This is a genomic window from Streptomyces fodineus, assembly GCF_001735805.1.
Lineage (GTDB): Bacteria > Actinomycetota > Actinomycetes > Streptomycetales > Streptomycetaceae > Streptomyces > Streptomyces fodineus.
This window is the reverse complement of record NZ_CP017248.1, coordinates 3,153,066-3,179,075: the sequence shown is the minus strand read 5'-3', so window position 1 is coordinate 3,179,075 and position 26,010 is coordinate 3,153,066. Positions and strand designations below refer to the sequence as shown.

Sequence of the window (26,010 nt, the reverse complement as noted above, 5' to 3'; positions counted from 1 at the left end):
GTTCCGGCCGTCCGTCCGGCCTGGCCAAACCCTGTCCTTCGCGGCCTGTCCTGCGCTTACGATGCCTTGACTGTCAACGGAGGGGAGATCACTTTCATGTCCTACGGCAACCCCACACCCGGTGGGTTCGGTCCGCCGAGCCAGCCCCCGCAGCAGCCGGGTCAGGGCTACGGCTACCCGCAGGCGGGTCCGTCGTACCCGGCCGCGCCGCCGGTGGGCTACGGGCAGGCTCCCGGGTATGGCATGCCGATGCAGCCGAGCAACGGCATGGGCACCACGGGACTGGTGCTGGGCATCATCGGCGTGGTCTGCAGCCTCACCTTCTTCCTCTGGTTCTTCGGAGTCATCCTGGGCATCCTCGGGATCATCTTCGGGGCCATCGGCCGAGGAAAGGCCAACCGGGGCGAGGCCACCAACAGGGGAGCGGCGACCGCCGGACTCGTCTGCGGCATCGTGGCGACCGTGATCCTGCCGCTGCTGGGTGTGCTGCTCTTCGCGAGCATCATGGGCACGGCCTGAGCACGGACCGACCCGGCCGGTGAGGGGGCCGGCCACGTGGCCGGCCCCCTCAAGCCCCGGACAGCCGCTCCCGCGCCTCCATCAGCGCGAAGCCCAGCAGGTTCGGCCCCTTCCACCGCCGCGGATCCGAGGCCGCCTCGTCATCCGCCGCCAGGCCGATGCCCCACACCCGGTCCACGGGACTCGCCTCGACCAGCACCCGGTCGCCCGTGCCCAGCAGGAACGCGCGCAGACCGTCGTCCGATGCGAACTTGTGCACGCTGCCCTCGACCACGATCCGGAAGCGCTCCCGCTCCCATATCGCCTCGTCGAAGCCCTTGACCAGCCGCCCCGCCTTCTTCGCCTCGGCGGGGTGCTCCGCGGCCAGTGCCCGCCGCTCCGCCTCCGCGTCCCCGAACAGCCGGGCCTTGCCGGCCATCATCCAGTGCTCGGCCGTCGCGTATTCCACCCCGTCGACCACGAACGGCGACGGCCACCACTGGCTCAGACAGCTCGCGCCGATGCTGCCGTCCGGCCGCGGCCGGTGCCCCCAGAAATGGAGGTACTTGATCCGGCTGCCTGCCCGTACTTCCCTGATCAGGGCATCCACCCCGTCGATCTTCCCCATGCACGCGAGTCTGGCACGCACCACTGACAATCCGTCCGCCCTTTTCTGCCCCGACTCGACACCTGGTCGACAGATTCCGTCGCGTAACCAAAAGGCAACAACGGAATCACTTGTTGGAGTCCTATTGCTCTGTCAGGATCGGCACTCAAATCGAGCTGGAGCTACGCCACCCACCCCCGGGACGGGGCGAACGGCGGAGGAGAGCGACATGCACAACCCGGGCACCGCCACCCCGGAACGATTCCCCGCCGAGGAGCGATTCGCCGACGGGGCGCAGTTCATCGCCGGCCGGCTGACCAAGGGCACCTCGGGCCATGCCCACGCCGTGGTCGACCCCGCCACCGGCGCGGAGGTGTACACCTACGAGCTGGCCGGCGCCGCCGACGTCGACGCGGCCGTCGCCGCCGCGCGCGAGGCCTTCCCGGGCTGGACCTCGGCCACCCCGGGCGAGCGCTCCGACGCCCTGCACCGGTTCGCCGCCGTACTCGCCGACCGTGCCGAGGACTTCGCGCGCGCCGAGTCCCTGCAGTGCGGCAAGCCGCTGAAGCTGACCCGCGAGTTCGACGTACCGGGGACCATCGACAACACCGCCTTCTTCGCGGGCGCCGCCCGGCACCTGGCGGGGCAGTCCGCCGGTGAGTACTCCGGCGACCACACGTCGTACATCCGCCGCGAGCCGATCGGTGTCGTCGGGTCCATCGCGCCTTGGAACTACCCCCTCCAGATGGCAGCCTGGAAGATCCTCCCGGCGATCGCCGCCGGCAACACCATCGTGCTGAAGCCCGCCGAGCTGACCCCGCTCACCTCGCTGCTCTTCGCCCAGGCCGCCACGGACGCCGGCCTCCCCGACGGTGTGATCAACATCGTCACCGGGACCGGGAAGGAGGCGGGGGAGCACCTCGTCGGCCACCCGGATGTCGCCATGACCTCCTTCACCGGGTCCACTGCCGTCGGCAAGCGCGTCGCCGAGGTCGCCACCGCCACGGTCAAGCGGCTGCATCTGGAGCTCGGCGGCAAGGCGCCCTTCGTCGTCTTCGACGACGCCGATCTGGAGGCCGCCGTCCACGGGGCCGTCGCCGGCGCGCTCATCAACACCGGCCAGGACTGCACGGCCGCCACGCGCGCGTACGTGCAGCGACCCCTGTACGACGCCTTCGTGGAGCGGACCGCCGCGCTGATGGAGACCGTCCGGCTGGGCGATCCCTTCGCCCCCGGCACCGATCTCGGCCCGCTCATCTCGCACGTCCAGCGCGACCGCGTCGCCGGCTTCGTGGACCGTGCGCGTGCCTACGCGCGCGTGGTGACCGGCGGCGAGGCGCCGAAGGGCGAGCTGGAGCGGGGCGCCTACTACCGGCCTACCCTGATCGCCGGCGCGGCCCAGGACAGCGAAATCGTCCAGTCCGAGATCTTCGGCCCGGTACTGGTCGTACTGCCGTTCGACGGTGATGATGAGGGCATCCGCCTGGCCAACGACACCCCGTACGGCCTCGCCGCCTCTGCATGGAGCACGAACGTGTACCGGGCGGGCCGCGCCACCCGCGAGATCAAGGCGGGCTGCGTGTGGATCAACGACCACATCCCGATCATCAGCGAGATGCCGCACGGCGGCTACAAGGCATCCGGTTTCGGCAAGGACATGTCGACGTACTCCTTCGAGGAGTACACGCAGGTCAAGCACGTAATGTTCGACAATACGGCGGTCGCCCGCAAGGACTGGCACCGCACGATCTTCGGGGACCGGTAGCACCGTCGTCCGGCGACGCCGGACACCACGCACAGACGGCTGCTGCCGGGTTGACGATCAGGCCCCGACCAGGCCGACCCTCCCTCCGAAAGGGCACCACGCGCATGGAGCAGTACGAGCCCGACCGCCTGACACCGGTCGAAGCCGCCGCCGTACGGCGAAGCCTCCGTAACGGCCGGGCCGCGATGACCCGTCGGTCGCTGCTGCGCGCCTCCGCGGGCGGCGCGCTGGCGGTCGGCGGACTCGGGGCGCTGAGCGCCTGCGGGATTCCCGCGGCGAACAAGACGCAGGGCGGTGTGTCCGCCGACGACCACTCGGCCCAGGAGAAGGTCGTCAACTTCTCCAACTGGCCCGAGTACATCGACGTGGACGACAAGGGCAAGCGTCATCCCACGCTCGACGCGTTCGCCAGGCGGAGCGGTATCCAGGTCAAGTACACCGAGGACATCAACGACAACGACGAGTTCTTCGGCAAGATCCAGCCGCAGCTCGCCGCCGGCCAGGACACCGGCCGTGACCTCATCGTGCTCACCGACTGGCTGGCCGCGCGCATGATCCGGCTGGGGTACGTCCAGAAACTGGACGCGTCCAACCTGCCGCACGCCTTCGCCAACCTGTCGGACCAGTTCCGCGACCCCGACTGGGACCCGGGCCGCGCCTACTCGTACCCCTGGCAGGGCATCTCGACCGTCATCGCCTACAACAAGAAGGCGCTCGACGGCATCGAGGTGAAGTCGGTCTCCGACCTGCTCGACAACCCCAAGCTCAAGGGGCGCGTCGGCTTCCTGACCGAGATGCGCGACAGCATCGGCATGACCATGCTCGACATGGGCAAGGACCCGGCGAAGTTCACCGGTGACGACTTCGACGCGGTGATCGCCCGCCTGCAGAAGGCCGTCGACAAGGGCCAGATCCGCCGCTTCACCGGCAACGACTACACCTCGGACCTCACCAAGGGCGACTTCGCCGCGTGCATAGCGTGGGGCGGCGACATCGTCCAGCTCCAGTCGGACAACCCGGACGTCGGCTATGTCATCCCCGACAACGGCTACATGACCTCGACCGACAACATGCTGATCCCCAACAAGGCGCGCCACAAGACGAACGCCGAGCGGCTCATCGACTACTACTACGAGCCCGAGCCGGCCGCCGAGCTCGCCGCGTACATCAACTACGTGAGTCCCGTCGCGGGAGTGAAGCCCTACCTTGCGAAGATCGACAAATCGGCGGCGAGCAACCCGTTGATCATTCCCGACAAGACCATGCAGGCGAAGTCCCATGCCTTCCGCGCGCTGACGCAGAAGGAAGAGACGGCCTACCAGCAGAAGTTCTCGAAGCTCACAGGGGCGTGACGACGATGACGACACCAGACAACAGCGGCGACGTCCGCCTCTCCGGTATCTCCAAGACCTACGGCGCCTTCACCGCCGTACACCCGCTGGACCTGACCGTGCCCCAGGGTTCCTTCTTCGCCCTGCTCGGCGCCTCCGGCTGCGGCAAGACCACCACCCTGCGCATGATCGCCGGCCTGGAGGAGCCGAGCAGCGGCACCGTGCACCTCGGCGACCAGGACGTCACCCACCTGCCGCCGTACAAGCGCCCCGTGAACACGGTCTTCCAGTCCTACGCCCTCTTCCCGCACCTCGACATCTTCGAGAACGTCGCCTTCGGTCTGCGCCGGCGCGGCATCAAGAGCGTGAAGAAGCAGGTCGAGGACATGCTGGAGCTGGTGCAGCTCGGCGAGCAGGCGCGCAAGAAGCCGCACCAGCTCTCCGGTGGCCAGCAGCAGCGAGTCGCCGTCGCCCGCGCGCTGATCAACCACCCCAAGGTGCTCCTCCTCGACGAGCCGCTCGGCGCCCTCGACCTCAAGCTGCGCCGCCAGATGCAGCTGGAGCTCAAGCGCATCCAGACCGAGGTCGGCATCACCTTCGTGCACGTCACGCACGACCAGGAGGAGGCCATGACCATGGCCGACACGGTTGCCGTGATGAACGCGGGCCGCGTCGAGCAGCTCGGCTCGCCGGCCGACCTGTACGAGAACCCGAACACCACGTTCGTCGCGAACTTCCTCGGCACCTCCAACCTGATCGAGGCCGAGGTCGACTCCAAGAGCGGCGACGACATCGTGCTCAAGGCGGCCGGCGGCAAGCTGGTGCTGCCCGAGGCGCGATGTTCCGCCCCGACGACCACCGGCGGCAAGGTGCTGGTCGGTATCCGCCCGGAGAAGATCTCCCTCACCCACGCCGACGACGCGGGGGACATCCCGGACGGCCGCAACCGCCTCACCGGCAAGATCGCCGACGCGAGCTTCATCGGTGTCTCCACCCAGTACGTGATCGACAGCCCGGTCTGCGACGAGCTCGCGGTGTACGTCCAGAACGTCGAGCGCGACGGCCGGCTCGTGCCCGGCGCCGACGTGGTGCTGCACTGGAGCCCGGCGCACACCTTCGGCCTGGACGCGGCCCAGGACATCGACGCGGGCACCGAGGAAGAGGCGGCCGCCTGATGTCGACGCTCACCGAGGCGCCACCGCCCCTCGCCCCCGCCGAGCCGGAGCCCAGGCCCCCGCGCAAGCGCGGCCGGTTCACGCCGTACTGGCTGCTGCTGCCCGGCATCCTGTGGCTGATCATCTTCTTCGCGCTGCCGATGATCTACCAGGCCTCCACCTCCGTCCAGCAGGGCTCGCTGGAGGAGGGCTACAAGGTCACCTGGCACTTCGCCACGTACTGGGACGCCCTGTCCGAGTACTGGCCGCAGTTCCTGCGGTCCGTGTTCTACGCGGCCGGCGCGACGTTCCTGTGCCTGCTGCTCGGCTACCCGCTGGCCTACCTGATCGCCTTCCGCGCGGGCCGCTGGCGGAACCTGATCATGATCCTGGTGATCGCGCCGTTCTTCACCAGCTTCCTGATCCGCACCCTGGCCTGGAAGACGATCCTCGCCGACAACGGCCCGGTCGTGCACGCCCTGAACTCGCTGCACATCCTGGACCTCACCAACTGGCTCGGCTGGACGGCCGGCGACCGCGTCCTCGCCACGCCGCTCGCGGTGGTGTGCGGGCTGACGTACAACTTCCTGCCGTTCATGATCCTGCCGCTGTACACCTCGCTGGAGCGGATCGACGGACGGCTGCACGAGGCGGCCGGCGACCTGTACGCCAAGCCCTGGACCACCTTCCGCAAGGTCACCTTCCCGCTGTCGATGCCGGGCGTGGTCTCCGGCACGCTGCTGACCTTCATCCCGGCGGCCGGCGACTACGTCAACTCCGAGCTGCTCGGCTCCACCGACACCCGCATGATCGGCAACGTGATCCAGACGCAGTTCCTGCGGATCCTGGACTACCCGACGGCCGCGGCCCTGTCCTTCATCCTCATGGCCGCCATCCTGGCCATGGTCACGGTCTACATCCGCCGGTCCGGGACGGAGGATCTGGTCTAAATGCCCTTCGTCAACTGGCTCAAGCGCCATCTCGTCGTCATCGCGGGAATCCTGACACTCGCGTATCTGCTGCTGCCCAACGTCATCGTGACGGTGTTCTCCTTCAACAAGCCGAAGGGACGCTTCAACTACGAGTGGCAGCAGTTCTCCCTGGACGCCTGGAAGCAGCCGTGCGGCGTCGCCGACATGTGCGGCTCGCTGTCCATCAGCCTCCAGATCGCCGTCTGGGCGACGGTCGGCGCCACCCTCCTCGGCACGATGATCGCCTTCGCGCTGGTCCGCTACCGCTTCCGCGCCCGCGGCGCCGTCAACTCGCTGATCTTCCTGCCGATGGCGATGCCCGAGGTCGTCATGGCCGCCTCGCTGCTCACCCTGTTCCTCAACATGGGCGCCCAGCTGGGCTTCTACACCATCCTCATCGCGCACATCATGTTCTGCCTCAGCTTCGTCGTCACCGCGGTCAAGGCGCGTGTGATGTCGATGGACCCGCGCCTGGAGGAGGCCGCCCGGGACCTGTACGCCGGGCCCGTGCAGACCTTCCTGCGGGTCACGCTGCCCATCGCGGCACCGGGCATCGCCGCGGGCGCGCTGCTGTCGTTCGCGCTCTCCTTCGACGACTTCATCATCACGAACTTCAACGCCGGCTCGACCGTCACCTTCCCGATGTTCGTGTGGGGCTCGGCGCAGCGCGGCACACCCGTGCAGATCAATGTGATCGGTACGGCCATGTTCCTCGTCGCCGTCCTGTTCGTGCTGTCCTCGATGCTCATCACCAACCGCCGTAGCAAGCAAAAGGCGTAGGCCTTTTCAGGAACGTCCTTTGTAGGGAGTTGAAATCATGGCCCCAAGCGCCATGAGTCGTGGCAAAGACAACTGGATCGCCTCTCTCTCCGAAGCCCGGCCGGTCCCGTACTGGCTGGAAGACCCCGGCAAGCCGCAGGCCGAGCCCGCCCTCACCGGCACCCGTACCTGCGACCTGCTGGTCGTCGGCGGTGGCTACAGCGGGCTGTGGACCGCGCTGAACGCCAAGGAGCGCGACCCGCAGTGCGATGTGGTGCTGCTGGAAGGCCGCGAGGTGGGCTGGGCCGCCTCCGGCCGCAACGGCGGCTTCTGCGCCGCCTCCCTCACCCACGGCCTGCCCAACGGCCTGGCCCGCTGGCCCGACGAGATCGACAAGCTGGAGGAGCTGGGCCGGCGCAATCTCGACGAGATCGAGGCCGCCGTCGCCCGGCACGGCATCGACTGCGAGTTCGAGCGCACCGGCGAGATCGACGTCGCCACCGAGACCTACCAGGCCTGGGAACTGCGCGACTGGCACCGGCAGCTGGCGGATAAGGGGCTCGCGGACGGCATCGAGTTCCTGGATGCGGACGCGGTGCGCGAGCAGGTGAAGTCCCCCACCTTCGAGGCGGGCCTGTGGGACCGCCGGGGCGTGGCCATGCTGCACCCCGCCAAGCTGGCCTGGGGTCTGAAGAAGGCGTGTCTGAAGCTCGGGGTGCGCGTGTACGAGCACACGCCCGCGCTGAGTCTGAAGCAGTACGGCGCCGGGATGACCGTACGCACGCCGTACGGCGCGGTCCGCGCCCGCAGGGTCGCGCTCGCCACGAACATCTTCCCGAGCCTGCTGCGCCGCGTGCGCTCCTACACCGTCCCGGTCTACGACTACGCCCTGATGACCGAGCCGCTCTCCGCCGACCAGCTGGAGTCGATCGGCTGGAAGAACAGACAGGGGCTCGGCGACTCCGCCAACCAGTTCCACTACTTCCGGCTGTCCGCCGACAACCGGATCCTGTGGGGCGGCTACGACGCGATCCACCACTACGGCGGCCGGGTCCGGGCGGAGTACGACGACCGCCCGGAGACGTACGCCAAGCTCGCGGGCCACTTCTTCACCTGCTTCCCGCAGCTGGAGGGCGTCCGCTTCACCCACGCCTGGGGCGGCGCGATCGACACCTGCTCCCGCTTCTCGGCGTTCTTCGGCACCGCTCACCAGGGGAGGGTCGCGTACGCGGCGGGCTACACCGGCCTCGGCGTGGGCGCGTCCCGCTTCGGCGCGGACGTGATGCTCGACCTGCTGGAGGGGGAGCGCACCGAGCGGACCGAGCTGGAGATGGTCCGCAAGAAGCCGCTGCCGTTCCCGCCCGAGCCGTTCGCCTGGACCGGGATCGCCCTCACCAAGTGGTCCCTGGCCCGCGCGGACGCGCGCGGAGGGCGGCGCAATCTGTGGCTGCGGGCGATGGACCGGCTGGGGCTGGGCTTCGACAGCTGAGTGCTTTTACCTGCTCCTTACGGCGCCGTCAAGCCACGGGATCCCGGAGCATGACCCTGCGGCCGTAATCCGGCGTACTGGAAGCACGGACCTCACCTGAGGCACCGATTCCACTCCACCGGACCAGCAGGAGAAGATCATGACCCGTATCACCCGCAACCGCGACGAGTCCCGTGCCGAGCGCTGCCTCGGCCTGGCGTCGGCGGTGGTCTCCGCCGCCGTCGTCGTCGGAGGCGTCATGCTGCCGGCCGTGGCCGCCTCGGCGGCGCCGATGCACCAGACGTCCGAGGTGATCATGGCGGTCGCCCACGGCGACTACTACGGGCACCAGCACCATCATGATCACGATCACTGTGGCCACCACCACAAGGACGATCCGAAGGGCAGCAGCGGTACGTCCGGATGCCGCCTGCACGACGGCGTCATCTCCTGCAAGGTGGTTCTGTAGCGGCAGCATGTGACCCAGCTCACTTGAAAGAGGGGTCGGAACTCGCGTAATGCCCCCGTAAGGCCTCCCTCTCTCCTCCCGACGCGACCGTGCGCACGGTCGGGCGAGTGAAGAGGGAGGCCTTCTCATGACTGGGGCGAAGACGGCCGTCGAGTGGCTGGCATCCGTCGCACCGGACCCCGAAGCCTGCCGCTGGGAATGGGAGCGCAACCCGCTCGGGGTCGCGCTGCTGCCCGCCGGCCGGGCCTGGGACGTACTGATCCTGCCGGGCGGGCTCGGCTGCCCGACCCTGGACGTCCTCACCCGGGTGCTCGACCAGCCCGGCCCGGTACTCGCCGACCTCGGCGACAGCCGGGTCGGGTTCTTCGTGCCGCCGGGCACCGCGGCCCGCTGGGTCGGCACCGGCATCCGTACCGCCGGGCCCGGCACCTGGATCGTCGTACCGCATCCGGGCCGGGCGACGCAGAGGGTGCGCTGGCTGGTGCCGCCGGACGGCTCGGGCACGCTGACCGACCCCGCGCTGCTGGAGCTGGCGATGCACGAGGCGGCGGCGCGGCTGGCCAGGGGTGGGGACGGTTAGCGCCGGAACACCTTGACAACAGGATTGGTCTGGACCAAGTTGAGTGCGCTCCACCCTCCAACTCCCCCTACACCGGAGGCCCTTGTGGACCGCGCCCCACGCGCCCCGCGCGCACGTCGTCCCAGATCCGTCCTCGCCCTGCTCACCGCCGCACTGCTGGCGGTGCCCGGCATCACCGCGCTCTCGTCGGCCGCCCGGGCGGCCGACGCGGACATCGCGAAGAACGGCGGGTTCGAGTCCGGCCTCGACGGCTGGACCTGCACGGCCGGTACGACGGTCAACTCACCCGTGCACAGCGGTGGTTCCGCGCTGCAGGCGACCCCGGCGGGCAGCGACGACGCGCAGTGCACCCAGACGGTGACCGTCCAGCCCGGCTCGCAGTACACACTGTCCGGATACGTCCGCGGCTCGTACGTCTACCTCGGCGCGAACGGCACCGGCACCACCGACGTCTCCACCTGGACCCAGTCCGCCCCCGACTGGCAGAAGCTCACCACCACCTTCACCACCGGCGCGGCCACCACGAAGGTGACCCTCTACACGCACGGCTGGTACGGCACCGGCGCGTACTACGCCGACGACGTCTCCCTGGTCGGCCCGGGCGGCAGCGGGACCGGCACCGGACAGCCGCCCGCCGCGCCCGCCGGCCTGAGGGCCACCGCGGTCACCTCGTCCTCCGTGGCCCTGTCCTGGACGGCGGTGACCGGCGCCACGAGTTACGCCGTCTACCGTGACGGAGTGAAGTCCCAGATCGTGAACGGCGCTTCGGCCACCGTCACCGGGCTGTCCGCCTCGACGGCGTACGGCTTCCAGGTCACCGCGAGCAACGACGCCGGGGAGTCCGCGAAGTCCGCGGTCGTGACGGCGACGACCGGCGCGGGTACCGGCGGCGGTTCCGCCGGCCTGCCCGCCCACGCCCTCGTCGGCTATCTGCACGCGAGCTTCGCCAACGGATCCGGCTACACCCGCCTCGCCGACGTACCCGGCAGCTGGGACGTCATCGACCTCGCCTTCGGCGAGCCCACCTCGCCCACCTCCGGGGACATCCGCTTCAACCGCTGCCCGGTCACCGAGTGCCCGAACGTGGAGAGCGACGCCGACTTCAAGGCCGCGATCAAGGCCAAGCAGGCGGCCGGCAAGAAGGTGCTGATCTCCATCGGCGGCCAGAACGGCCAGGTCCAGCTGACCACCGCCGCCGCCCGCGACACCTTCGTCTCCTCCGTGGCGGACATCATCGACACCTACGGCCTCGACGGCCTGGACATCGACTTCGAGGGCCACTCGCTGTCCCTGGACACGAGCGACACCGACTTCGAGAACCCCACCACACCGGTGATCGTGAACCTGATCTCGGCGCTGAAGACCTTGAAGGCCAAGTACGGCTCCGGGTTCGTACTGACCATGGCGCCCGAGACGTTCTTCGTGCAGAACGGCTACCGGTACTACGGCACCGGCAAGTGGGGCGGCCAGGACCCGCGCTGCGGGGCCTACCTCCCGGTCATCCACGCCCTGCGCGACGACCTCACGCTCCTGCACGTCCAGGACTACAACTCCGGGCCGATCATGGGCCTGGACAACCAGTACCACTCCATGGGCGGCGCCGACTTCCACATCGCCATGACCGACATGCTGCTCACCGGCTTCCCGGTGGCGGGCGACCCGGACAAGGTCTTCCCGCCCCTGCGCCCCGACCAGGTCGCGATCGGCATGCCGGCCTCGACCGAGGCGGGCAACGGCTACGTACCGCCGTCCGAGGTCACGAAGACCCTGGGCTGCCTGACGAGGAGGACGAACTGCGGCTCGTACGCGACCCACGGGACCTGGCCGGCGCTGCGCGGTCTGATGACGTGGTCCGTGAACTGGGACCGCTACGCGAACTGGGAGTTCCAGAAGACCTTCGACGCGTACTTCGGCTGAGCCCGCTCACGAGGGACAGGGTGGTCAGCAGCACGGTGCTCAGGCACCAGCTGGCCACCACGTCCAGCGGCCAGTGCCAGCCGTGCCGGACCAGGCCGTACGACACCCCGAGCACCAGGGCCGCGCACCCGGCGACCAGGCACCGCCGGGCGGCCGTGGAGCGCAGCCAGGGGAGCAGGAGCAGGGTCGCCGAGCCGTAGGCGACGGCCGCCGTGGCCGTGTGCCCGGAGGGGAAATAGCCGACGGCCGGGGGCACCACGGGGGTCCCCGGCCGTGCGGTCCAGTCCTTGAGGGGTACGACGATCACCGGGACCAGCACCATCAGGACGGCCGCGGCGGCGGGCGGCAGCCACCACCGGCCGCTGCGGGTCGCCCGCCCCCGCCACAGGACGTAGACCACGGTCGCGGCGAGCACCGGCACGGCGACCTGGGGGTTGCCGAAGTCGGACAGGACCGCGGAGACGCGGTCCACATGGACGAGGGCCCGGCTGAGGCGGGCGTCCAGGCGCAGCAGCGGGCCGTGGGCGACGACCTGCCAGGTGATCAGGGCGAAGAGGACGGCGGGGATGCCGAGGAGCGGGGCACGGCGGACTACGGTCGACACGGCGCCCAGCTTCGCAGGTTTCTTCGCGTGCGCGCAGAAGGAGGTCGGCCGCCCCGGAACAAGGGGGGGGAGTTCGGGGGCGGCCGTCCGGATCGGAACGTCGCGCGCCCCGGGGGGTTTGGGGCGGCGACCGTCCGATCGGTGAGGAGATCCCGGAGCCGTCAGGCGCCGGTTGTGTGCGCGAGGGCACGACCAGGTCGAAGCTGGGGAGGCCTCGGCCTGAAATCGCCCACAGTCCCCTGTGGGCGGGGTGTATCTCTCATCTGGGTAGAACCTACGGCAGGCCGGGGCGCTTGGGCAGACGGAACGGCGTCCCGCCATCCACCTCGCACACCTTCTTCACACCGCCTGCCGCAGGCGCCCGTCTCCGGGTGCGGACCCGCTGCTCAGACGCGCGCGAAGGCCTGCTCGATGATGTCGAGGCCCTCGCTCAGCAGGTCCTCGCCGATCACCAGCGGGGGCAGGAAGCGCAGCACGTTGCCGTAGGTGCCACAGGTCAGGACCAGCAGGCCCTCGGCGTGGCAGGCCTTGGCGAGCGCGGCGGTGGCCTCGGGGTTCGGCTCCTTGGTGGCGCGGTCCTTGACCAGCTCGATGGCGATCATCGCGCCGCGCCCACGCACGTCACCGATGATGTCGAACTTCTCGGCCATGGCGGTGAGGCGACCCTTCATGATCTCCTCGATGCGCTTGGCCTTGCCGTTGAGGTCCAGCTCCTTCATGGTCTCGATGGCACCGAGCGCACCGGCGCACGCGACCGGGTTACCGCCGTAGGTACCGCCCAGCCCACCGGCGTGCGCGGCGTCCATGATCTCGGCGCGCCCGGTGACGGCGGCGAGCGGAAGCCCGCCGGCGATGCCCTTGGCGGTGGTGATGAGATCCGGGACGATCCCCTCGTCCTCGCAGGCGAACCACTGCCCGGTCCGGCAGAAGCCGCTCTGGATCTCGTCGGCGACGAAGACGATGCCGTTGTCGTTGGCGAACTTCACGATCTCCGGCAGGAAGCCCTTGGCCGGCTCGATGAAGCCGCCCTCGCCGAGGACCGGCTCGATGATGATCGCGGCGATGTTGTCCGCGCCGACCTGCTTGGACATCTGGTCGATGGCCTGCTTGGCGGCCTCGGGACCGGCGTTCTCGGCCCCGGTCGGCCAGCGGTAGCCGTACGCCACCGGCACCCGGTACACCTCGGGCGCGAACGGGCCGAACCCGTGCTTGTACGGCATGTTCTTGGCGGTGAGCGCCATCGTCAGGTTGGTCCGCCCGTGGTACCCGTGGTCGAACACCACGACGGCCTGCCGCTTGGTGTACGCACGAGCGATCTTGACGGCGTTCTCGACGGCCTCGGCGCCGGAGTTGAACAGCGCGGACTTCTTGGCGTGGTCACCGGGCGTCAGCTCGGCCAGAGCCTCCGCGACCTCCACGTACCCCTCGTACGGGGTGACCATGAAACAGGTGTGGGTGAAGTCGGCGAGCTGGGCGCTCGCCCGCCGTACGACGGCCTCGGCGGAGGCGCCGACGCTGGTCACGGCGATACCGGACCCGAAGTCGATGAGCCGGTTGCCGTCGACGTCCTCGATGATCCCGCCACCCGCGCGCGCGGTGAAGACCGGCAGCACGGAGCCCACGCCCTGCGCGACCGCGGCGGTACGGCGGGCCTGCAGCTCCTGCGACTTCGGGCCGGGGATGGCGGTGACGACGCGGCGCTCCTGCGGAAGTGCGGTCATGGGGGCTCCTGATGATCTTGCGTACCGGCGGTCTGACCGTGCGTCCCGGACATTGCCGGGCGGTATGTTTTCGGCCGCTTACCTATCTTTCTTCGCAGGCTAGGGCCGGGGGTGGGGGGTGGGCATGCTCCATGTGGGCGTCTTCGGGGTAGGCCGTTGTCCGCAGTGGACATAGAGGTACGGGGAGAGGGGCGCGACGGCGTGCTCGTATCCGACCGGGTGCCCTGCCACGCAATCGCCGAACTCCCCTTGCGAGGGCATTAGATTGACTCGCTGATGGTGGACGGAAGGTCTGGTCAGGGGGCAAGGGCAATGGACAGCGACGGGACGCAGGACGCGCGGGGCACGCATGCTCACCCCGTGCCGCGGCCGGCGGAGCCGACGGACGTGCCCGCGGCACCCCGGAACGGGCCCGCGGCGCCGTACAACAGCGGGGCGACGCCGTACGAGGCCCCCGCCGTGCCGCCCCGGCCGGCGCGGGCGCCGGACACGCCACCGCCGGCCGCGCGGCCCGGCTACGCCTCCCACCCGCCGCACCCCCGCTCGCCCGTCGCCGACTGGCTCGACCAGCCGCGCCCGGCCGCCGAGCCCGGCATCTGGCGCTACGGCTACCGCCTGCCCAGGGCGGCACACCAGGGACAGCGCCTGGCCCCGGTCACCATCGTGGGCTTCGCCGTCCCCCTCGTGGCGGGACTGTTCCTGTGGTCCCTGTGGCGGCACGGCGGCCTCCCCTACCAGTGGACCATCCTCAAGCTGCTCACCCCCGACGACTGGTGGTGGCCCGGCACCGCGTCGCCGAAGGGCTACCAGGGTGCCGAGGTCAAGACGGTCGCCGACGGTGCGTTCTTTGCGGTTCTCGTCTACGCGATGGCGCGCCTGGGCAGCTGGTCCGACGTCATCCGGCACTTCGTCACCCGCCGCGAGCAACCCGCTCGCGCCCTCATCGGTGCCCTCGGTGCGCTGATCGCGCTGGCCTTCGTCTTCCCGAGCGCGTTCGGCCTCGGCTGGGACGCCCTGCCCGTTCAGGATCCGCTGTTCTCCCTGATCGTCCTGATCAACGGCGGCGACTACGGCGTGTTCGCGTCCAAGCTGCTCACGGACGGGCTGTACGCGCTCATCACCCTGCTCGTGCTGTGGCCGTTCGCCCGGATCGGTGGTTGGTGGTCCCTCGCAAAGGAGGCGCTCGCCGCGCGCGCCCGGGCGAGGACGGCCGAGGCCGAAGCGCCGTCCGTCGACCGGCGGCCCTCTCGGTGGCCCGAACTGCGCGAGGCCGGCCAGCACCAGGCCGCGGACACGCTCACCGCCGAGGTGGACGCCGGCCGGATGAACGACGTCGACTGCGCCAGGGTCGGCCACATGTGGACCGTGGCACGCGCCCGGGCCCGGCTGTCCTCCTTCACCGACACGGTGCTGCACGAGGGCGGCGCCGCCTGGGCCCACCCCTCCGGCGAGCGTGATCTGCCCGGCCGGGGCGCCCGTCACGATCTGCTCACCCAGCAGGTGCGCATCGGACAGTGGGTGGCCGGGGATCGCACCCCGCTCGCCTACGGCGGCGCCGGGGCGGCTCTCGCACCGGACACCCTGGGCACCTCGCTGCTGGCCGTCGGGCCCTCGGGCGCCGGCAAGACACGCCATCTCATCCAGCCCGTCGTCGAGTCGCTCGGCTTGCAGGCACTGGCCGGACAGTGCGCGGTCGTAGCCGTGTGCGCGGCCGGCACCCCGCTCGGATCCGACTCGGCGTACGACGTCGTCGTACGCCTGGGCGACCCGGCGTCCGTGCACGACCTCGACCCGTACGCGGACTCCGACGACCCCGACGAGGCGGCGGCCTTCCTGGCGGAGGGGCTGGCCGGCGACCTGGACGCGGTGACCGGTCAGCGGGCGGTCACCGCGCTCGCCCAGCTCCTCGGCCCCTACCGGGCGGCGTACGGACGCTTCCCGACCCTGCCCGCCCTGCGGGAACTCCTGGAACACGAGTCCTCGGCCCTGGCCGCGCTGCGTGGCGCCCTCGTGGGGGACGAGCACGCCGCGATGCGCCGCGAACTCGACGCGCGGGCCCGGCAGGCGGCCGGTGCGGGCGATCCCGGGCCGGTTCTGGCCGACCGGCTCGCCGTACTGGACCGGCCGGCGTTCGCCGAGTTCTTCGGGGGGACGGCGGGAGCGCCCGGCCGTTCTCCCTGCGCGCCATCGCCCACCATCCGTTGCGCGTCCGCATCGACCTGCCCGACCGCGGACACGAGGAGGCGGCCCGGATCATCACCCGGCTGCTGCTCGCCCAGTTCGGCACTGTCGCCCAGGCGGGCGAACGCACCCACTTCGCCTGCCTCGTCCTCGACGACGCCACCGGCGCGGTGACGGCCGAGTCCCTTCGCCGCATCCAGCGCCTACGCTCCCGCAACGCGGGCGTGGTGCTAGCCCTGCGTACGGTGGGCGACGTCCCCGAGGCGCTGCACGGGCCGCTGTACGCGGCCGTCGGCTGCCACATGGCGTTCTCCGGGGTGACCACATGGGACGGCACCCGGTTCGCGGACGCCTGGGGCACGCAGTGGGTGGAGACCCGGGACGTGGCCCGGCACACCGTCTTCGCGGACCAGCCGATGACACGCGCCATTCATGCCCTGCGCAAGCTGGTGACCGGTAAGGCGGTGACGACGGAGGCCGTCACCGTCCGTCAGGTGGAGCGGGAGCGTTGGTCCGCGTCCGAGTTGGCTCATGGGGTGCCGGCGGGGCATGCCGTGTTGTCGTTGACCAGTGTGCGGGGGGAGCACGCGCCGCCGTTGTTGGTGGATCTGAGGGGGTGAGGAGGCGGCGGGGGATCGTACGGTGAGGCAGAATCGGGGTAGGTCGTTCATACGCCGTGGCCAAAAGATCACGGCGGTCCGTCGTGATCAATCGTGATCAACCGTGATCTGACGAGATCAGTGGCTCCCTCTCTCCGTGAAGGTCCCATGCCTCCCACCCTCGCCTCGCTCGTCCACCACTCCGCGCTCAAGCTGACCGTGCGCGCGGGTGAGGACCGCCTCGACGTGCCCGTCCGCTGGGCGCACGTCAGCGAGCTGGCCGACCCCGTGCCGTACATGGAGGGCGGCGAGCTGCTGCTGATCACCGCGCTGAAGCTGGACGCGGAGGATCCCGAGGCCATGCGGCGGTATGTGAAGCGGCTGGTCGCGGCCGGCGTCGTCGGGCTCGGGTTCGCCGTGGGGGTCAACTACGAGGAGATCCCCAAGGCTCTCGTCGACGCCGCCCAGGACGAAGGGCTGCCGCTGCTCGAAGTGCCCCGCCGCACTCCCTTCCTGGCCATCAGCAAGGCCGTGTCCGCCGCCATCGCCGCCGACCAGTACCGCTCCGTCACGGCGGGGTTCGCCGCGCAGCGCGAGCTGACCAGGCAGGCCCTGAGCGCCGGGCCCGAGGGGCTGCTCGGCGCGCTCGCCGCGCAGGTCGACGGGTGGGCCGCGCTGTACGACGCCTCCGGCGCCGTCGTCGCCGTCGCGCCCGAGTGGGCCGGCCGGCGTGCCGCCCGGCTCACGGTGGACGTCGAGCGGTTGCGGGAGCGGCCCGCGCCCGCCTCCTCCGTCGTCGGCGGACCCGATCACGAGGACCGGATAGAGCTGCACTCCCTCGGCACGGGCCGCCGGCCGCGCGCCGCGCTCGCCGTCGGTACGGCCGCGGCCCTCGGCACCGCCGAGCGGTACGCCGTCCACTCCGCCATCGCCCTGCTCACCCTCACCACCGAGCGCTCCCGCTCCCTGCACGCGGCCGAACAGCGCGTCGGTTCGGCGGTGCTGCGGATGCTGCTCGCCGGCGAGCCCGACCACGCCCGGGCCGTCGCCGGGGACCTGTACGGCGGGCTGCTCGACGCGCCGTTCCGGATGATCGTCGCCGAGTCGGTGTCGGGATCCGCCGCCCGGGCGCACGCGGACGCGCATGCCCAGGCCCACGGTCACGGCCCCGCGCGTGTGCCGAGCGGCGGTGCCACCAAAGCCGTCCCCGGCACGGGTGGTGATCCGCTGGGCGCGCTGGCGGAGAGCGTGGAGGCCGCCGCCGCACGCTCCGGGGAGGCCGTGCTGGTCGTGCCCGAGGGGGAGCGGCTGGTGGTGCTCGCCGCCGACTCAGGCGCCGCGGTGGCCGCCTGTACGCAGTACGCGGCGGCGCTGGAGGCGGCGCGGGCGGTGCCCGAGCAGGCCGGGGGCGACGAGGCGGAGCTGGTCGTCGGCCTGTCCGCACCGGCCGGGCCGATCGCCGCCGCCGCGGCCTACAAGCAGGCCGAACAGGCGCTGTCGGTGGCCCGGCGGCGGGGGCGGGTGCTGGTGGAGCACGAGCAGCTGGCAGCGGGGTCCGTGCTGCCGTTGCTGGCCGACGACGCGGTGAAGGCGTTCGCGGACGGGCTGCTGCGGGCGCTGCACGAGCATGACGCGACGGGGCGGGGCGATCTGGTGGCCTCACTGCGGGCCTGGCTGTCGCGGCACGGGCAGTGGGACGCGGCCGCCGCCGACCTGGGGGTGCACCGGCACACCCTGCGGTACCGGATGCGGCGCGTGGAGGAGATCCTGGGGCGGTCGCTCGACGATCCCGACGTACGGATGGAGCTGTGGCTCGCCCTGAAGGCGACCAGCGCCGAATAGCCCAGGCTGAGAAATACAGGCTGAGCAGTCCAAGCCGACTAGCCCAAGCCGAGCAGTCCCAGCCGAGTAGTCCAAACAGTAGTGGCCGGTTCCCCTACTGCTACGACTCGGACAAACGACCCCTGGTCGGCCCCGCCCTACCGTGGACCACGAAAGCCAAGCACCCCCCAACGCGGAAAGGCCGGGACTCGCACATGACTTCCACCCACGCCTTCTGGCTCGCCGGCCGCCAGGTCACCGGCGAGGACACCTTCGACGTCACCTCCCCGTGGGACGGCCGGATCGTCGGCAAGGTCAGCGTGCCGACCGACGCCCAGGTCGAGGAGGCCGTGGCCGCCGCGTACGCGGTGCGGGACGAGTTCGCCGCCACCCCGGCGCACGTGCGCGCCGCCGCGCTCGACCACGTCAGCAAGCGACTGGTCGAACGCACCGAGGAGATCGCCCAGCTGATCTCCGCCGAGAACGGCAAGCCGATCAAGTGGGCCCGTGGCGAAGTCGGCCGCGCCGTCTCCGTGTTCCGGTTCGCCGCCGAGGAGGCCCGCCGGTTCAACGGCGGCGAGGCCCAGCGGCTCGACACCGACCTCGGTGGCCAGGGGCGCCTGGCCCTCACCCGCCGCTTCCCGAAGGGTGTCGTGCTCGGCATCGCGCCGTTCAACTTCCCGCTGAACCTGTGCGCCCACAAGGTCGCCCCGGCGATCGCCGCCGGTGCCCCGATCATCCTCAAGCCGGCCCCGGCCACCCCCCTCTCCGGCCTGATCATCGGTGACCTGCTGGCCGAGACCGAGCTGCCCGCCGGCTCCTGGTCGATCCTGCCGGTCTCCAACGACCGCATGCCCGCCCTCGTCCAGGACGAGCGGCTGCCGGTGATCTCCTTCACCGGTTCCGAGAAGGTCGGCTACGCGATCATGGACTCGGTGCCGCGCAAGCACTGCACGCTGGAGCTGGGCGGCAACGGCGCGGCGGTCGTCCTCGGCGACTACGCCTCCGACGCCGACCTGGACTGGGCCGCGACCCGCATCGCGACCTTCTCCAACTACCAGGGCGGCCAGTCCTGCATCTCCGTGCAGCGCGTCATCGCCGACGCCTCCGTCTACGACCGCCTGCTGCCGCGCATCGTCGCCGCCGTCGAGGCCCAGGTCACCGGTGACCCGTCCGACGCCAAGACGGACGTCGGCCCGCTGGTCAGCGAGGACGCCGCCAAGCGCGTGGAGTCCTGGGTGAAGGAGGCGGTCGAGGCCGGCGCCACGCTGCTCACCGGTGGCGACCGCGACGGCGCCTCCTACGCGCCGACCGTCCTCACCGACGTACCGGCCGGTGTCACCCTCTCCTGCGAGGAGGTCTTCGGACCCGTCCTCACCGTGCAGAAGGTGGACGGTGAGGCCGCCGCCTTCGCCGCCGTGAACGACTCCAAGTACGGCCTCCAGGCAGGCGTGTTCACCCACGACCTGCAGGTCGCCTTCCGCGCCCACCGCGCCCTGGAGGTCGGCGGCGTGGTGGTCGGCGACGTCCCGTCCTACCGCGCCGACCAGATGCCGTACGGCGGCGCCAAGCAGTCCGGTGTGGGCCGTGAGGGCGTCAAGTTCGCGATGGACGACTACACATACGAGCGCGTGCTGGTCCTGACCGGTCTCGCGCTCTGACCTGCCACGGACAGGTCAGCCGGAAACGGCCGCAGCCCACTGTGCGGGGGCTGCGGCCGTTTCCCTGTTTTCTGCTCGTTTTCTCCTCGATTTCTGCTTCCTGGTAAAGGATTCGACATCGGCTGTTCAAGAGTCCTGCTGCGTGTCTTGATCTGTCCATGACTCACCCGATGGGATGCGCCTGACCAGTTCGTCCGACTCGGGTTCAGCCTGCTCAGGACGTTTCAGGACCACTCAGGGGACCACATGCACATAGCCCGTTCCGGGCGCGGCGTCGCGGCGTCCGCCGCCACCGTCGCGCTCGTCGCCGCCGCACTGGCGGCCACCTCCCAGGCCGGCGCCACCACCGCCGCGCCCGCCGGCGTACCGCACACCTTCGCGCAGCCGGCCATCGCGGGGCACAACCTGGTCCACGGCGTGGCCAGCCCCCTCCCCATCGCGCAGTGCCAGGCCAAGTGGCACATCAACTGCTACAACCCGCTGCAGTACCGCACCGCGTACGACCTGAACCCGCTGTACAAGAAGGGCATCACGGGCAAGGGCCGTACGATCGTCATCGTCGACTCCTTCGGCTCCCCGACCGTCCAGCACGACCTGGACGTCTACAGCAAGCAGTTCGGGCTGCCGAGCACCAAGGTGCAGGTCGTCAAGTGGGGTCACGTCCCGAAGTTCGACCCCAAGAACTCCGACATGACCGGCTGGGCCGGCGAGACCACGCTGGACGTGGAGATGGCGCACGCCGTCGCGCCGGGTGCGAAGATCGTGCTGGTGGAGACGGCGGTCGCCGAGACCGAGGGCACCACCGGTCTGCCGGAGATGATGTCCGCCGAGAAGTCCCTGATCGACCACGGCGTCGGCGATGTCATCAGCCAGAGCTTCGGAGCCACCGAGAACACCTTCCCGGGCTTCGACAAGGGCGACTTCTCCAGCATCAAGAAGCTCCGGTACGCCTTCGAGGCCGCGCAGCGCAAGCACGTGACCGTGCTCGCCTCCTCCGGTGACGGCGGCGCCACCGACATGAAGGCCGACGGCAAGACGTACTACAACAAGCCCGTCAACTCCTGGCCGTCGTCCGACCCGCTGGTCACCTCCATCGGCGGCACCCAGCTCCACCTGAACGACAAGGGTGACCGCGTCAAGCCGGACAGCGTCTACAACGACTACGGTGCGGGCGGCGGCGGCCAGTCCCACGTGTTCACCCGCCCGGGCTTCCAGGACGGTGTGAAGAACGTCGTCGGCACCCGCCGCGGCACCCCGGACATCTCGATGGCCGCCGCGGTCAACGGCGGTGCCTGGGTGTACTCCAGCTACGACCCGACCGCCACCGGCTGGGACGTCTCCGGCGGCACCAGCGAGGCCAGCCCGCTCTTCTCGGGCATCGTCGCCCTGGCCGACCAGGCGGCCGGCCACCGCGTCGGCGACATCAACGCGGCCCTCTACACCCTTCTCAAGCAGAAGAACCCGGGCCTCGTCGACGTCAACGACGGCACCGACAACAGCTACCAGGGCGTCAAGGGCTACAAGGCCGTCAACGGCTACGACATGGCCACCGGCGTGGGCACGCTGGACGCCCTCCGCTTCGTCACGGCCCTCGCCAAGGCGAGCCACGGCTGACGATCGCGGCAGCGCGTCACCCCTACGACGGCCCGGGTCCTGGACCCGGGCCGTTTCGCATGTCCCAGTTCGGCCGCGCCGCCGTCCGCCGGCGTCACCGAATCGCCCGCCGTCCGCGTCCGGTCCACGATCGCGATGCCGGCCTGCTCGTGGAAGTCGGCCGCCGCGAGGCCGGCCGTCGGCCGCCCTGTGCCATGTCCCGGAACTCCCGTGCGGTCAGCGGGACTTCGAAGGAGACACGGGTCGGCTCGCCGGGGCGAGGGCGCGCCGGCGGTGGGCGAGGAGTTCGCGGCGCGGGCCGACCGCCGACGGGTCCGCCGCCCGCCCGTAGAACTGCACCACCTCGTCGGCCGCGCACGTGCAGGTAGGCCCCGGTGGCGGTACGCAGCCGGACCCGGTCCACGCCCTCCGCGAACTCCACGCGGTCCGCGCCGAACCGCTCGCACAGGCGGCCGTGGCGTCCTGTGCGGGCGGGGAGTCCAGGAGCGCGCCCGGCAGCCCCTCCAGCACCGGGCCGCCGAGCCGGGCGCGCACCCGGGCCCCGCGTCCCGACCCCACGGCTCGATCCGCAACGGTGGGGGAGGACCGGGTGCAGACGGGGAAGCAGGCAGAGGGGTGCCCCGGACGCACGGGAAGGTACATCAGGAGGCGGCCGGTGCCGGTCCCGAACTCGCCCGTACCGTCAGCTCGGGCGCGATCAGCACGATCTCGTCGCCGCCCCGCCCGTCCAGCCTGGCCACCAGATGGTCGACCGCGTGCCGGCCCATCTCCTGTGCCGGGTGGCGACCGAGGTCTGCCGCACCGAGGCCTGGACGGCGACCTGGTCCGGGCAGATCGCGGCCACGGACACGTCCTCCGCCACGGCCCGGCCCGGCCCTGCCCGCGCGGCAGCGCGGGCAGCGGCTCCACCGCCGACTCGTTCTGCACCACGGACCCGCTCGTCGCCGGGCGCTCGTCGAGGAGCCGGGCGAGGGTGAGGGCCATCGCGTCGTACCCGCCCCCGTACGGCCGGTGCAGCAGCCGTACACCCGACTCTCGGGCCCGGGAGCGCAGTCCGGCCAGGGTGCGCTCGGCGACACCGGTGTGCCGCTCGTAGACGGCCGGGGCCTCGCCGATGACAGCGATGTCATGGTGACCGAGCCCCGCAAGGTGCTCCACGCACAGCGCGCCGGCCGCCGTCCGGTCCAGGTCCACGCAGGTCAGACCCGCTGTGTCGGCGGGCAGGCCGATCAGCGCCCGAGGGCTGGTCGGTCTCCCGCAGCAGCGGCAGCCGCTCGTCCTCCAGCTCGACGCCCATCAGGATCATCGCGTCGGCGAGTCCGCTGCCGGTCACCCGGCGCACCGCGTCGGGCCCCTCCTCCCCGGTGAGCAGCAGGACGCCGCAGCCGTGGTTGCGGGCCGTGGTGGCCACCGCGATGGCGATCTCCATCATCACCGGCACATACATGTCGGCGCAGCGGGATCTTCAGCGCGATGATGTCCGACCGCTTGCCGGCCTGGGCACGGGCGCCGGCGTTCGGGTGGTAGCCCAGAAGTCTTGGCCACGACTGCCTGCCTCGCGGAGCGACGGAGGAACCGTATCGGCCGATCGGACGCGCGAGGGGTGGTGGGGTCGGCCCGTTTCGGGTACCAACGATCCAGTAGCACTGGTCGGTAACGAACGGTCAAATTCGTCCCTCTTTGCGGCGAGGTGAGCCTCAATGTCCGCCCCCACCAAGTCACGCACCACTGTCACCGAACGCGAGGCACGCCGGGTGGCGGAGGCCGCCCGGGAACAGGACTGGCGTAAGCCCAGCTTCGCCAAGGAACTGTTCCTCGGGCGCTTCCGGCTCGACCTCATCCACCCCCACCCGCTCCCGGACCCCGAGAGCGTCCGGCGCGGCGAGGAGTTCCTCGCCAAGCTGCGCGCGTTCTGCGAGTCCACGATCGACTCCGCCCGCATCGAGCGCGAGGCCCGCATCCCCGACGAGGTCGTGGTGGGCCTGAAGGAACTCGGCGCCCTCGGCATGAAGATCGACCCCAAGTACGGCGGTCTCGGTCTCACCCAGCTCTACTACAACAAGGCTCTCGCCCTGGTCGGCTCGGTGAGCCCCGCCGTCGGCGCGCTGCTCTCCGCCCACCAGTCGATCGGCGTCCCGCAGCCGCTGAAGCTGTTCGGCACCCAGGAGCAGAAGGACGCCTTCCTGCCCCGCTGCGCCCGCACCGACATCTCCGCCTTCCTGCTCACCGAGCCGGACGTCGGCTCCGACCCGGCCCGCCTCGCCACCACGGCCGTACCCGACGGGGACGACTACGTCCTCGACGGAGTGAAACTGTGGACCACCAACGGGGTGGTCGCCGACCTGCTCGTCGTCATGGCGCGGGTGCCGAAGTCGGAGGGGCACAAGGGCGGCATCACCGCGTTCGTGGTGGAGGCGACCTCGGAGGGCGTCACCGTCGAGAACCGCAACGCCTTCATGGGCCTGCGCGGCATCGAGAACGGCGTCACCCGCTTCCACCAGGTCCGGGTCCCCGCCGCCCACCGCATCGGCCCCGAGGGCGCGGGCCTGAAGATCGCGCTCACCACCCTCAACACCGGCCGGCTCTCGCTGCCCGCGATGTGCGCGGGCTCCGGCAAGTGGTGTCTGAAGATCGCCCGCGAGTGGTCGGCGGAGCGCGAGCAGTGGGGCAAGCCGGTGGCGCTGCACGAGGCGGTCGGCTCGAAGATCGCGTTCATCGCGGCGACGACGTTCGCGCTGGAGGCCGTCCTCGACCTCTCCTCCCAGATGGCCGACGAGGACCGCAACGACATCCGTATCGAGGCCGCCCTCGCCAAGCTCTACGGCTCCGAGATGGCCTGGACGATGGCCGACGAACTGGTCCAGATCCGCGGCGGACGCGGCTACGAGACGGCCGAGTCCCTGAAGGCGCGCGGCGAGCGGGCGGTCCCGGCCGAGCAGATGCTCAGGGATCTGCGCATCAACCGCATCTTCGAGGGCTCCACGGAGATCATGCACCTGCTGATCGCCCGCGAGGCCGTCGACGCCCATCTCTCGGTCGCCGGTGACCTCATCGACCCCGACAAGTCCCTGCCCGACAAGGCGAGGGCGGGCGCGAACGCGGGCGTCTTCTACGCCAAGTGGCTGCCGAAGCTGGTCGCCGGGCCAGGGCAACTGCCCATGTCGTACGGCGCGTTCAAGCACGGGGTCGACCTGTCCGGGCATCTGCGCTATGTCGAGCGCACCGCCCGCAAGCTGGCCCGCTCCACCTTCTACGCCATGTCCCGCTGGCAGGGCCGGATGGAGACCAAGCAGGGCTTCCTCGGGCGGATCGTGGACATCGGCGCCGAACTGTTCGCGATGAGCGCGGCCTGTGTCCGCGCCGAGATGCTGCGCAGCCGGGACGAACACGGCCGCGAGGCCTACCAGCTGGCGGACGCCTTCTGCCGGCAGGCCCGCATCCGTGTCGAGGAGCTCTTCGAGCGGCTGTGGACCAACACCGACGCCCTCGACCACAAGGTGGTCAAGGGCGTTCTCGGCGGGGCCTACGCGTGGCTGGAGGAGGGCATCGTCGATCCCTCCGGGGACGGCCCGTGGATCGCGGACGCGACCCCCGGGCCCGCGACGCGGGAGAGCGAACGCCGCCCCTACGGCGACTGACCCGCGCTCCCCGTGCCCGACCGGGCGCCTGGGGTCAGTTGCCCCAGGTGCCCTGGTTCACGGCGCAGTTCCAGCCCTGGCCGCGCAGGGTGAACTTCAGCTGGTAGCTGTGGGTGTTGAGCAGATGCGTCTGCACCTTCATCCCGAGGCTCGCCTTCTTGTTCAGCGTCCCCGTGTACACGGTCACCGTCTGCGACGTCTTGTGGGTGACCTTGCCGCCCGTCGCCGTGGCCGAGCCGAAGCGGATGTTCTTGACGTTCGTGATGGTGAAGCTGACCTTCTTGAAGCTCTGCGTCGTGCTCTTGTTCTTGATGCCGAAGTAGAGGCCCCCGTTGGTCACCCACCCGTGCGAGTTGATGTAGAAGCTGGTCGGATAGACCAGGTTGAGCGGGCAGCCGGCGCGCTGCGGTGCCTGGGCGGCGGCGAACGCGCCCCCTGCGAGACCGAGCTGAGTGGCAGTCAGAAGACCGGCCGTCGCCAGGACGGTCGCGGTCGTACGCATGCGGTTCATGGTGATTCCTCCCCCTTTGTGGCCCTTCTTGGCGGGCGCCTACGGAAGGATGCCATGATCGGCCGCCGAACGTGCACTTTTTCGGCGAGACCGCGACCCGTGCGGATCTTCATGTAAGTGCTATCACAGGATCTTCACTGA

18 protein-coding genes and 3 pseudogenes are annotated in these 26,010 nt (G+C 70.6%); 15 read left to right on the top strand and 6 right to left on the bottom strand.

Annotation, left to right across the window (positions count from 1 at the left end; genetic code table 11):
• Positions 1-96 precede the first annotated feature (96 nt).
• Entirely contained in the window at positions 97-519 is a 423-nt protein-coding gene (locus tag BFF78_RS12785) for a DUF4190 domain-containing protein (protein WP_069778449.1), read from the top strand.
• A 49-nt stretch (positions 520-568) separates the two neighbouring features.
• On the opposite strand, the gene BFF78_RS12780 is transcribed toward BFF78_RS12785, so the two are convergent.
• Complete coding sequence (locus BFF78_RS12780) at positions 569-1,126, bottom strand: NADAR family protein (RefSeq protein WP_069778448.1); 558 nt, start codon at positions 1,124-1,126, stop codon at positions 569-571.
• A 208-nt stretch (positions 1,127-1,334) separates the two neighbouring features.
• Here BFF78_RS12780 and BFF78_RS12775 point away from each other — a divergent pair, with 208 nt between their 5' ends.
• The 9 genes from BFF78_RS12775 (at position 1,335) to BFF78_RS12735 (ending at position 11,519) form a co-directional block, all read left to right on the top strand.
• Positions 1,335-2,870, top strand: coding sequence for a gamma-aminobutyraldehyde dehydrogenase (locus BFF78_RS12775; RefSeq protein ID WP_069778447.1), 1,536 nt, complete (start codon positions 1,335-1,337; stop codon positions 2,868-2,870).
• A gap of 104 nt (positions 2,871-2,974) precedes the next feature.
• On the top strand, positions 2,975-4,222 hold the full coding sequence (locus BFF78_RS12770; protein ID WP_069778446.1) for an ABC transporter substrate-binding protein: 1,248 nt from the start codon (positions 2,975-2,977) through the stop codon (positions 4,220-4,222).
• Positions 4,219-5,376 (top strand): ABC transporter ATP-binding protein, encoded by a 1,158-nt coding sequence (locus tag BFF78_RS12765; protein WP_069778445.1) that lies wholly within the window; start codon positions 4,219-4,221, stop codon positions 5,374-5,376. Before BFF78_RS12770 ends, BFF78_RS12765 begins: the two co-directional genes overlap by 4 nt.
• A complete protein-coding gene (locus BFF78_RS12760; protein ID WP_069778444.1) occupies positions 5,376-6,305 on the top strand; it encodes an ABC transporter permease in 930 nt (309 codons plus the stop codon). The genes BFF78_RS12765 and BFF78_RS12760 overlap by 1 nt, the downstream gene beginning before the upstream one ends.
• On the top strand, positions 6,306-7,106 hold the full coding sequence (locus tag BFF78_RS12755; RefSeq protein ID WP_069778443.1) for an ABC transporter permease: 801 nt from the start codon (positions 6,306-6,308) through the stop codon (positions 7,104-7,106).
• 37 nt (positions 7,107-7,143) lie between these two features.
• Positions 7,144-8,574, top strand: a complete 1,431-nt coding sequence (locus tag BFF78_RS12750; RefSeq protein ID WP_069778442.1) for an NAD(P)/FAD-dependent oxidoreductase — start codon at positions 7,144-7,146, stop codon at positions 8,572-8,574.
• Positions 8,575-8,713: 139 nt separating this feature from the next.
• Complete coding sequence (locus BFF78_RS12745; protein WP_069778441.1) at positions 8,714-9,022, top strand: hypothetical protein; 309 nt, start codon at positions 8,714-8,716, stop codon at positions 9,020-9,022.
• Between the two features lie 127 nt (positions 9,023-9,149).
• On the top strand, positions 9,150-9,602 hold the full coding sequence (locus BFF78_RS12740) for a hypothetical protein (RefSeq protein WP_069778440.1): 453 nt from the start codon (positions 9,150-9,152) through the stop codon (positions 9,600-9,602).
• 84 nt (positions 9,603-9,686) lie between these two features.
• A complete protein-coding gene (locus BFF78_RS12735) occupies positions 9,687-11,519 on the top strand; it encodes a chitinase (protein ID WP_069778439.1) in 1,833 nt (610 codons plus the stop codon).
• A 73-nt stretch (positions 11,520-11,592) separates the two neighbouring features.
• On the opposite strand, the pseudogene BFF78_RS48220 reads toward BFF78_RS12735, so the two are convergent.
• Positions 11,593-11,841, bottom strand: a pseudogene (locus tag BFF78_RS48220) (phosphatase PAP2 family protein); the annotation flags it as partial.
• A 668-nt stretch (positions 11,842-12,509) separates the two neighbouring features.
• Complete coding sequence (gene gabT / locus BFF78_RS12725; protein WP_069778437.1) at positions 12,510-13,844, bottom strand: 4-aminobutyrate--2-oxoglutarate transaminase; 1,335 nt, start codon at positions 13,842-13,844, stop codon at positions 12,510-12,512.
• 312 nt (positions 13,845-14,156) lie between these two features.
• On the opposite strand from gabT, the pseudogene BFF78_RS12720 reads away from it, so the two are divergent.
• The 4 genes and pseudogenes from BFF78_RS12720 to BFF78_RS12705 all read left to right on the top strand — a co-directional run bounded on the left by BFF78_RS12720 (position 14,157) and on the right by BFF78_RS12705 (position 21,720).
• Positions 14,157-16,645: pseudogene (locus BFF78_RS12720) on the top strand (ATP/GTP-binding protein).
• 147 nt (positions 16,646-16,792) lie between these two features.
• Positions 16,793-18,466 (top strand): PucR family transcriptional regulator, encoded by a 1,674-nt coding sequence (locus tag BFF78_RS12715; RefSeq protein ID WP_069778436.1) that lies wholly within the window; start codon positions 16,793-16,795, stop codon positions 18,464-18,466.
• A 194-nt stretch (positions 18,467-18,660) separates the two neighbouring features.
• Positions 18,661-20,106, top strand: coding sequence for an aldehyde dehydrogenase family protein (locus tag BFF78_RS12710; RefSeq protein WP_069778435.1), 1,446 nt, complete (start codon positions 18,661-18,663; stop codon positions 20,104-20,106).
• A gap of 246 nt (positions 20,107-20,352) precedes the next feature.
• The gene (locus BFF78_RS12705) at positions 20,353-21,720 is read left to right on the top strand and encodes a S53 family peptidase (RefSeq protein WP_069778434.1); all 1,368 of its coding nucleotides are present in this window, start codon (positions 20,353-20,355) and stop codon (positions 21,718-21,720) included.
• A 216-nt stretch (positions 21,721-21,936) separates the two neighbouring features.
• On the opposite strand, the gene BFF78_RS50140 is transcribed toward BFF78_RS12705, so the two are convergent.
• The gene (locus BFF78_RS50140) at positions 21,937-22,278 is read right to left on the bottom strand and encodes a hypothetical protein (RefSeq protein WP_159032998.1); all 342 of its coding nucleotides are present in this window, start codon (positions 22,276-22,278) and stop codon (positions 21,937-21,939) included.
• Between the two features lie 83 nt (positions 22,279-22,361).
• Positions 22,362-23,258: pseudogene (locus tag BFF78_RS12700) on the bottom strand (LacI family DNA-binding transcriptional regulator); the annotation flags it as partial.
• Positions 23,259-23,420: 162 nt separating this feature from the next.
• Here BFF78_RS12700 and BFF78_RS12695 point away from each other — a divergent pair.
• Positions 23,421-25,358, top strand: coding sequence for an acyl-CoA dehydrogenase family protein (locus BFF78_RS12695; RefSeq protein ID WP_069778433.1), 1,938 nt, complete (start codon positions 23,421-23,423; stop codon positions 25,356-25,358).
• Between the two features lie 34 nt (positions 25,359-25,392).
• On the opposite strand, the gene BFF78_RS12690 is transcribed toward BFF78_RS12695, so the two are convergent.
• Positions 25,393-25,860 (bottom strand): hypothetical protein, encoded by a 468-nt coding sequence (locus tag BFF78_RS12690; protein ID WP_227025825.1) that lies wholly within the window; start codon positions 25,858-25,860, stop codon positions 25,393-25,395.
• Between the last annotated feature and the right edge of the window lie 150 nt (positions 25,861-26,010).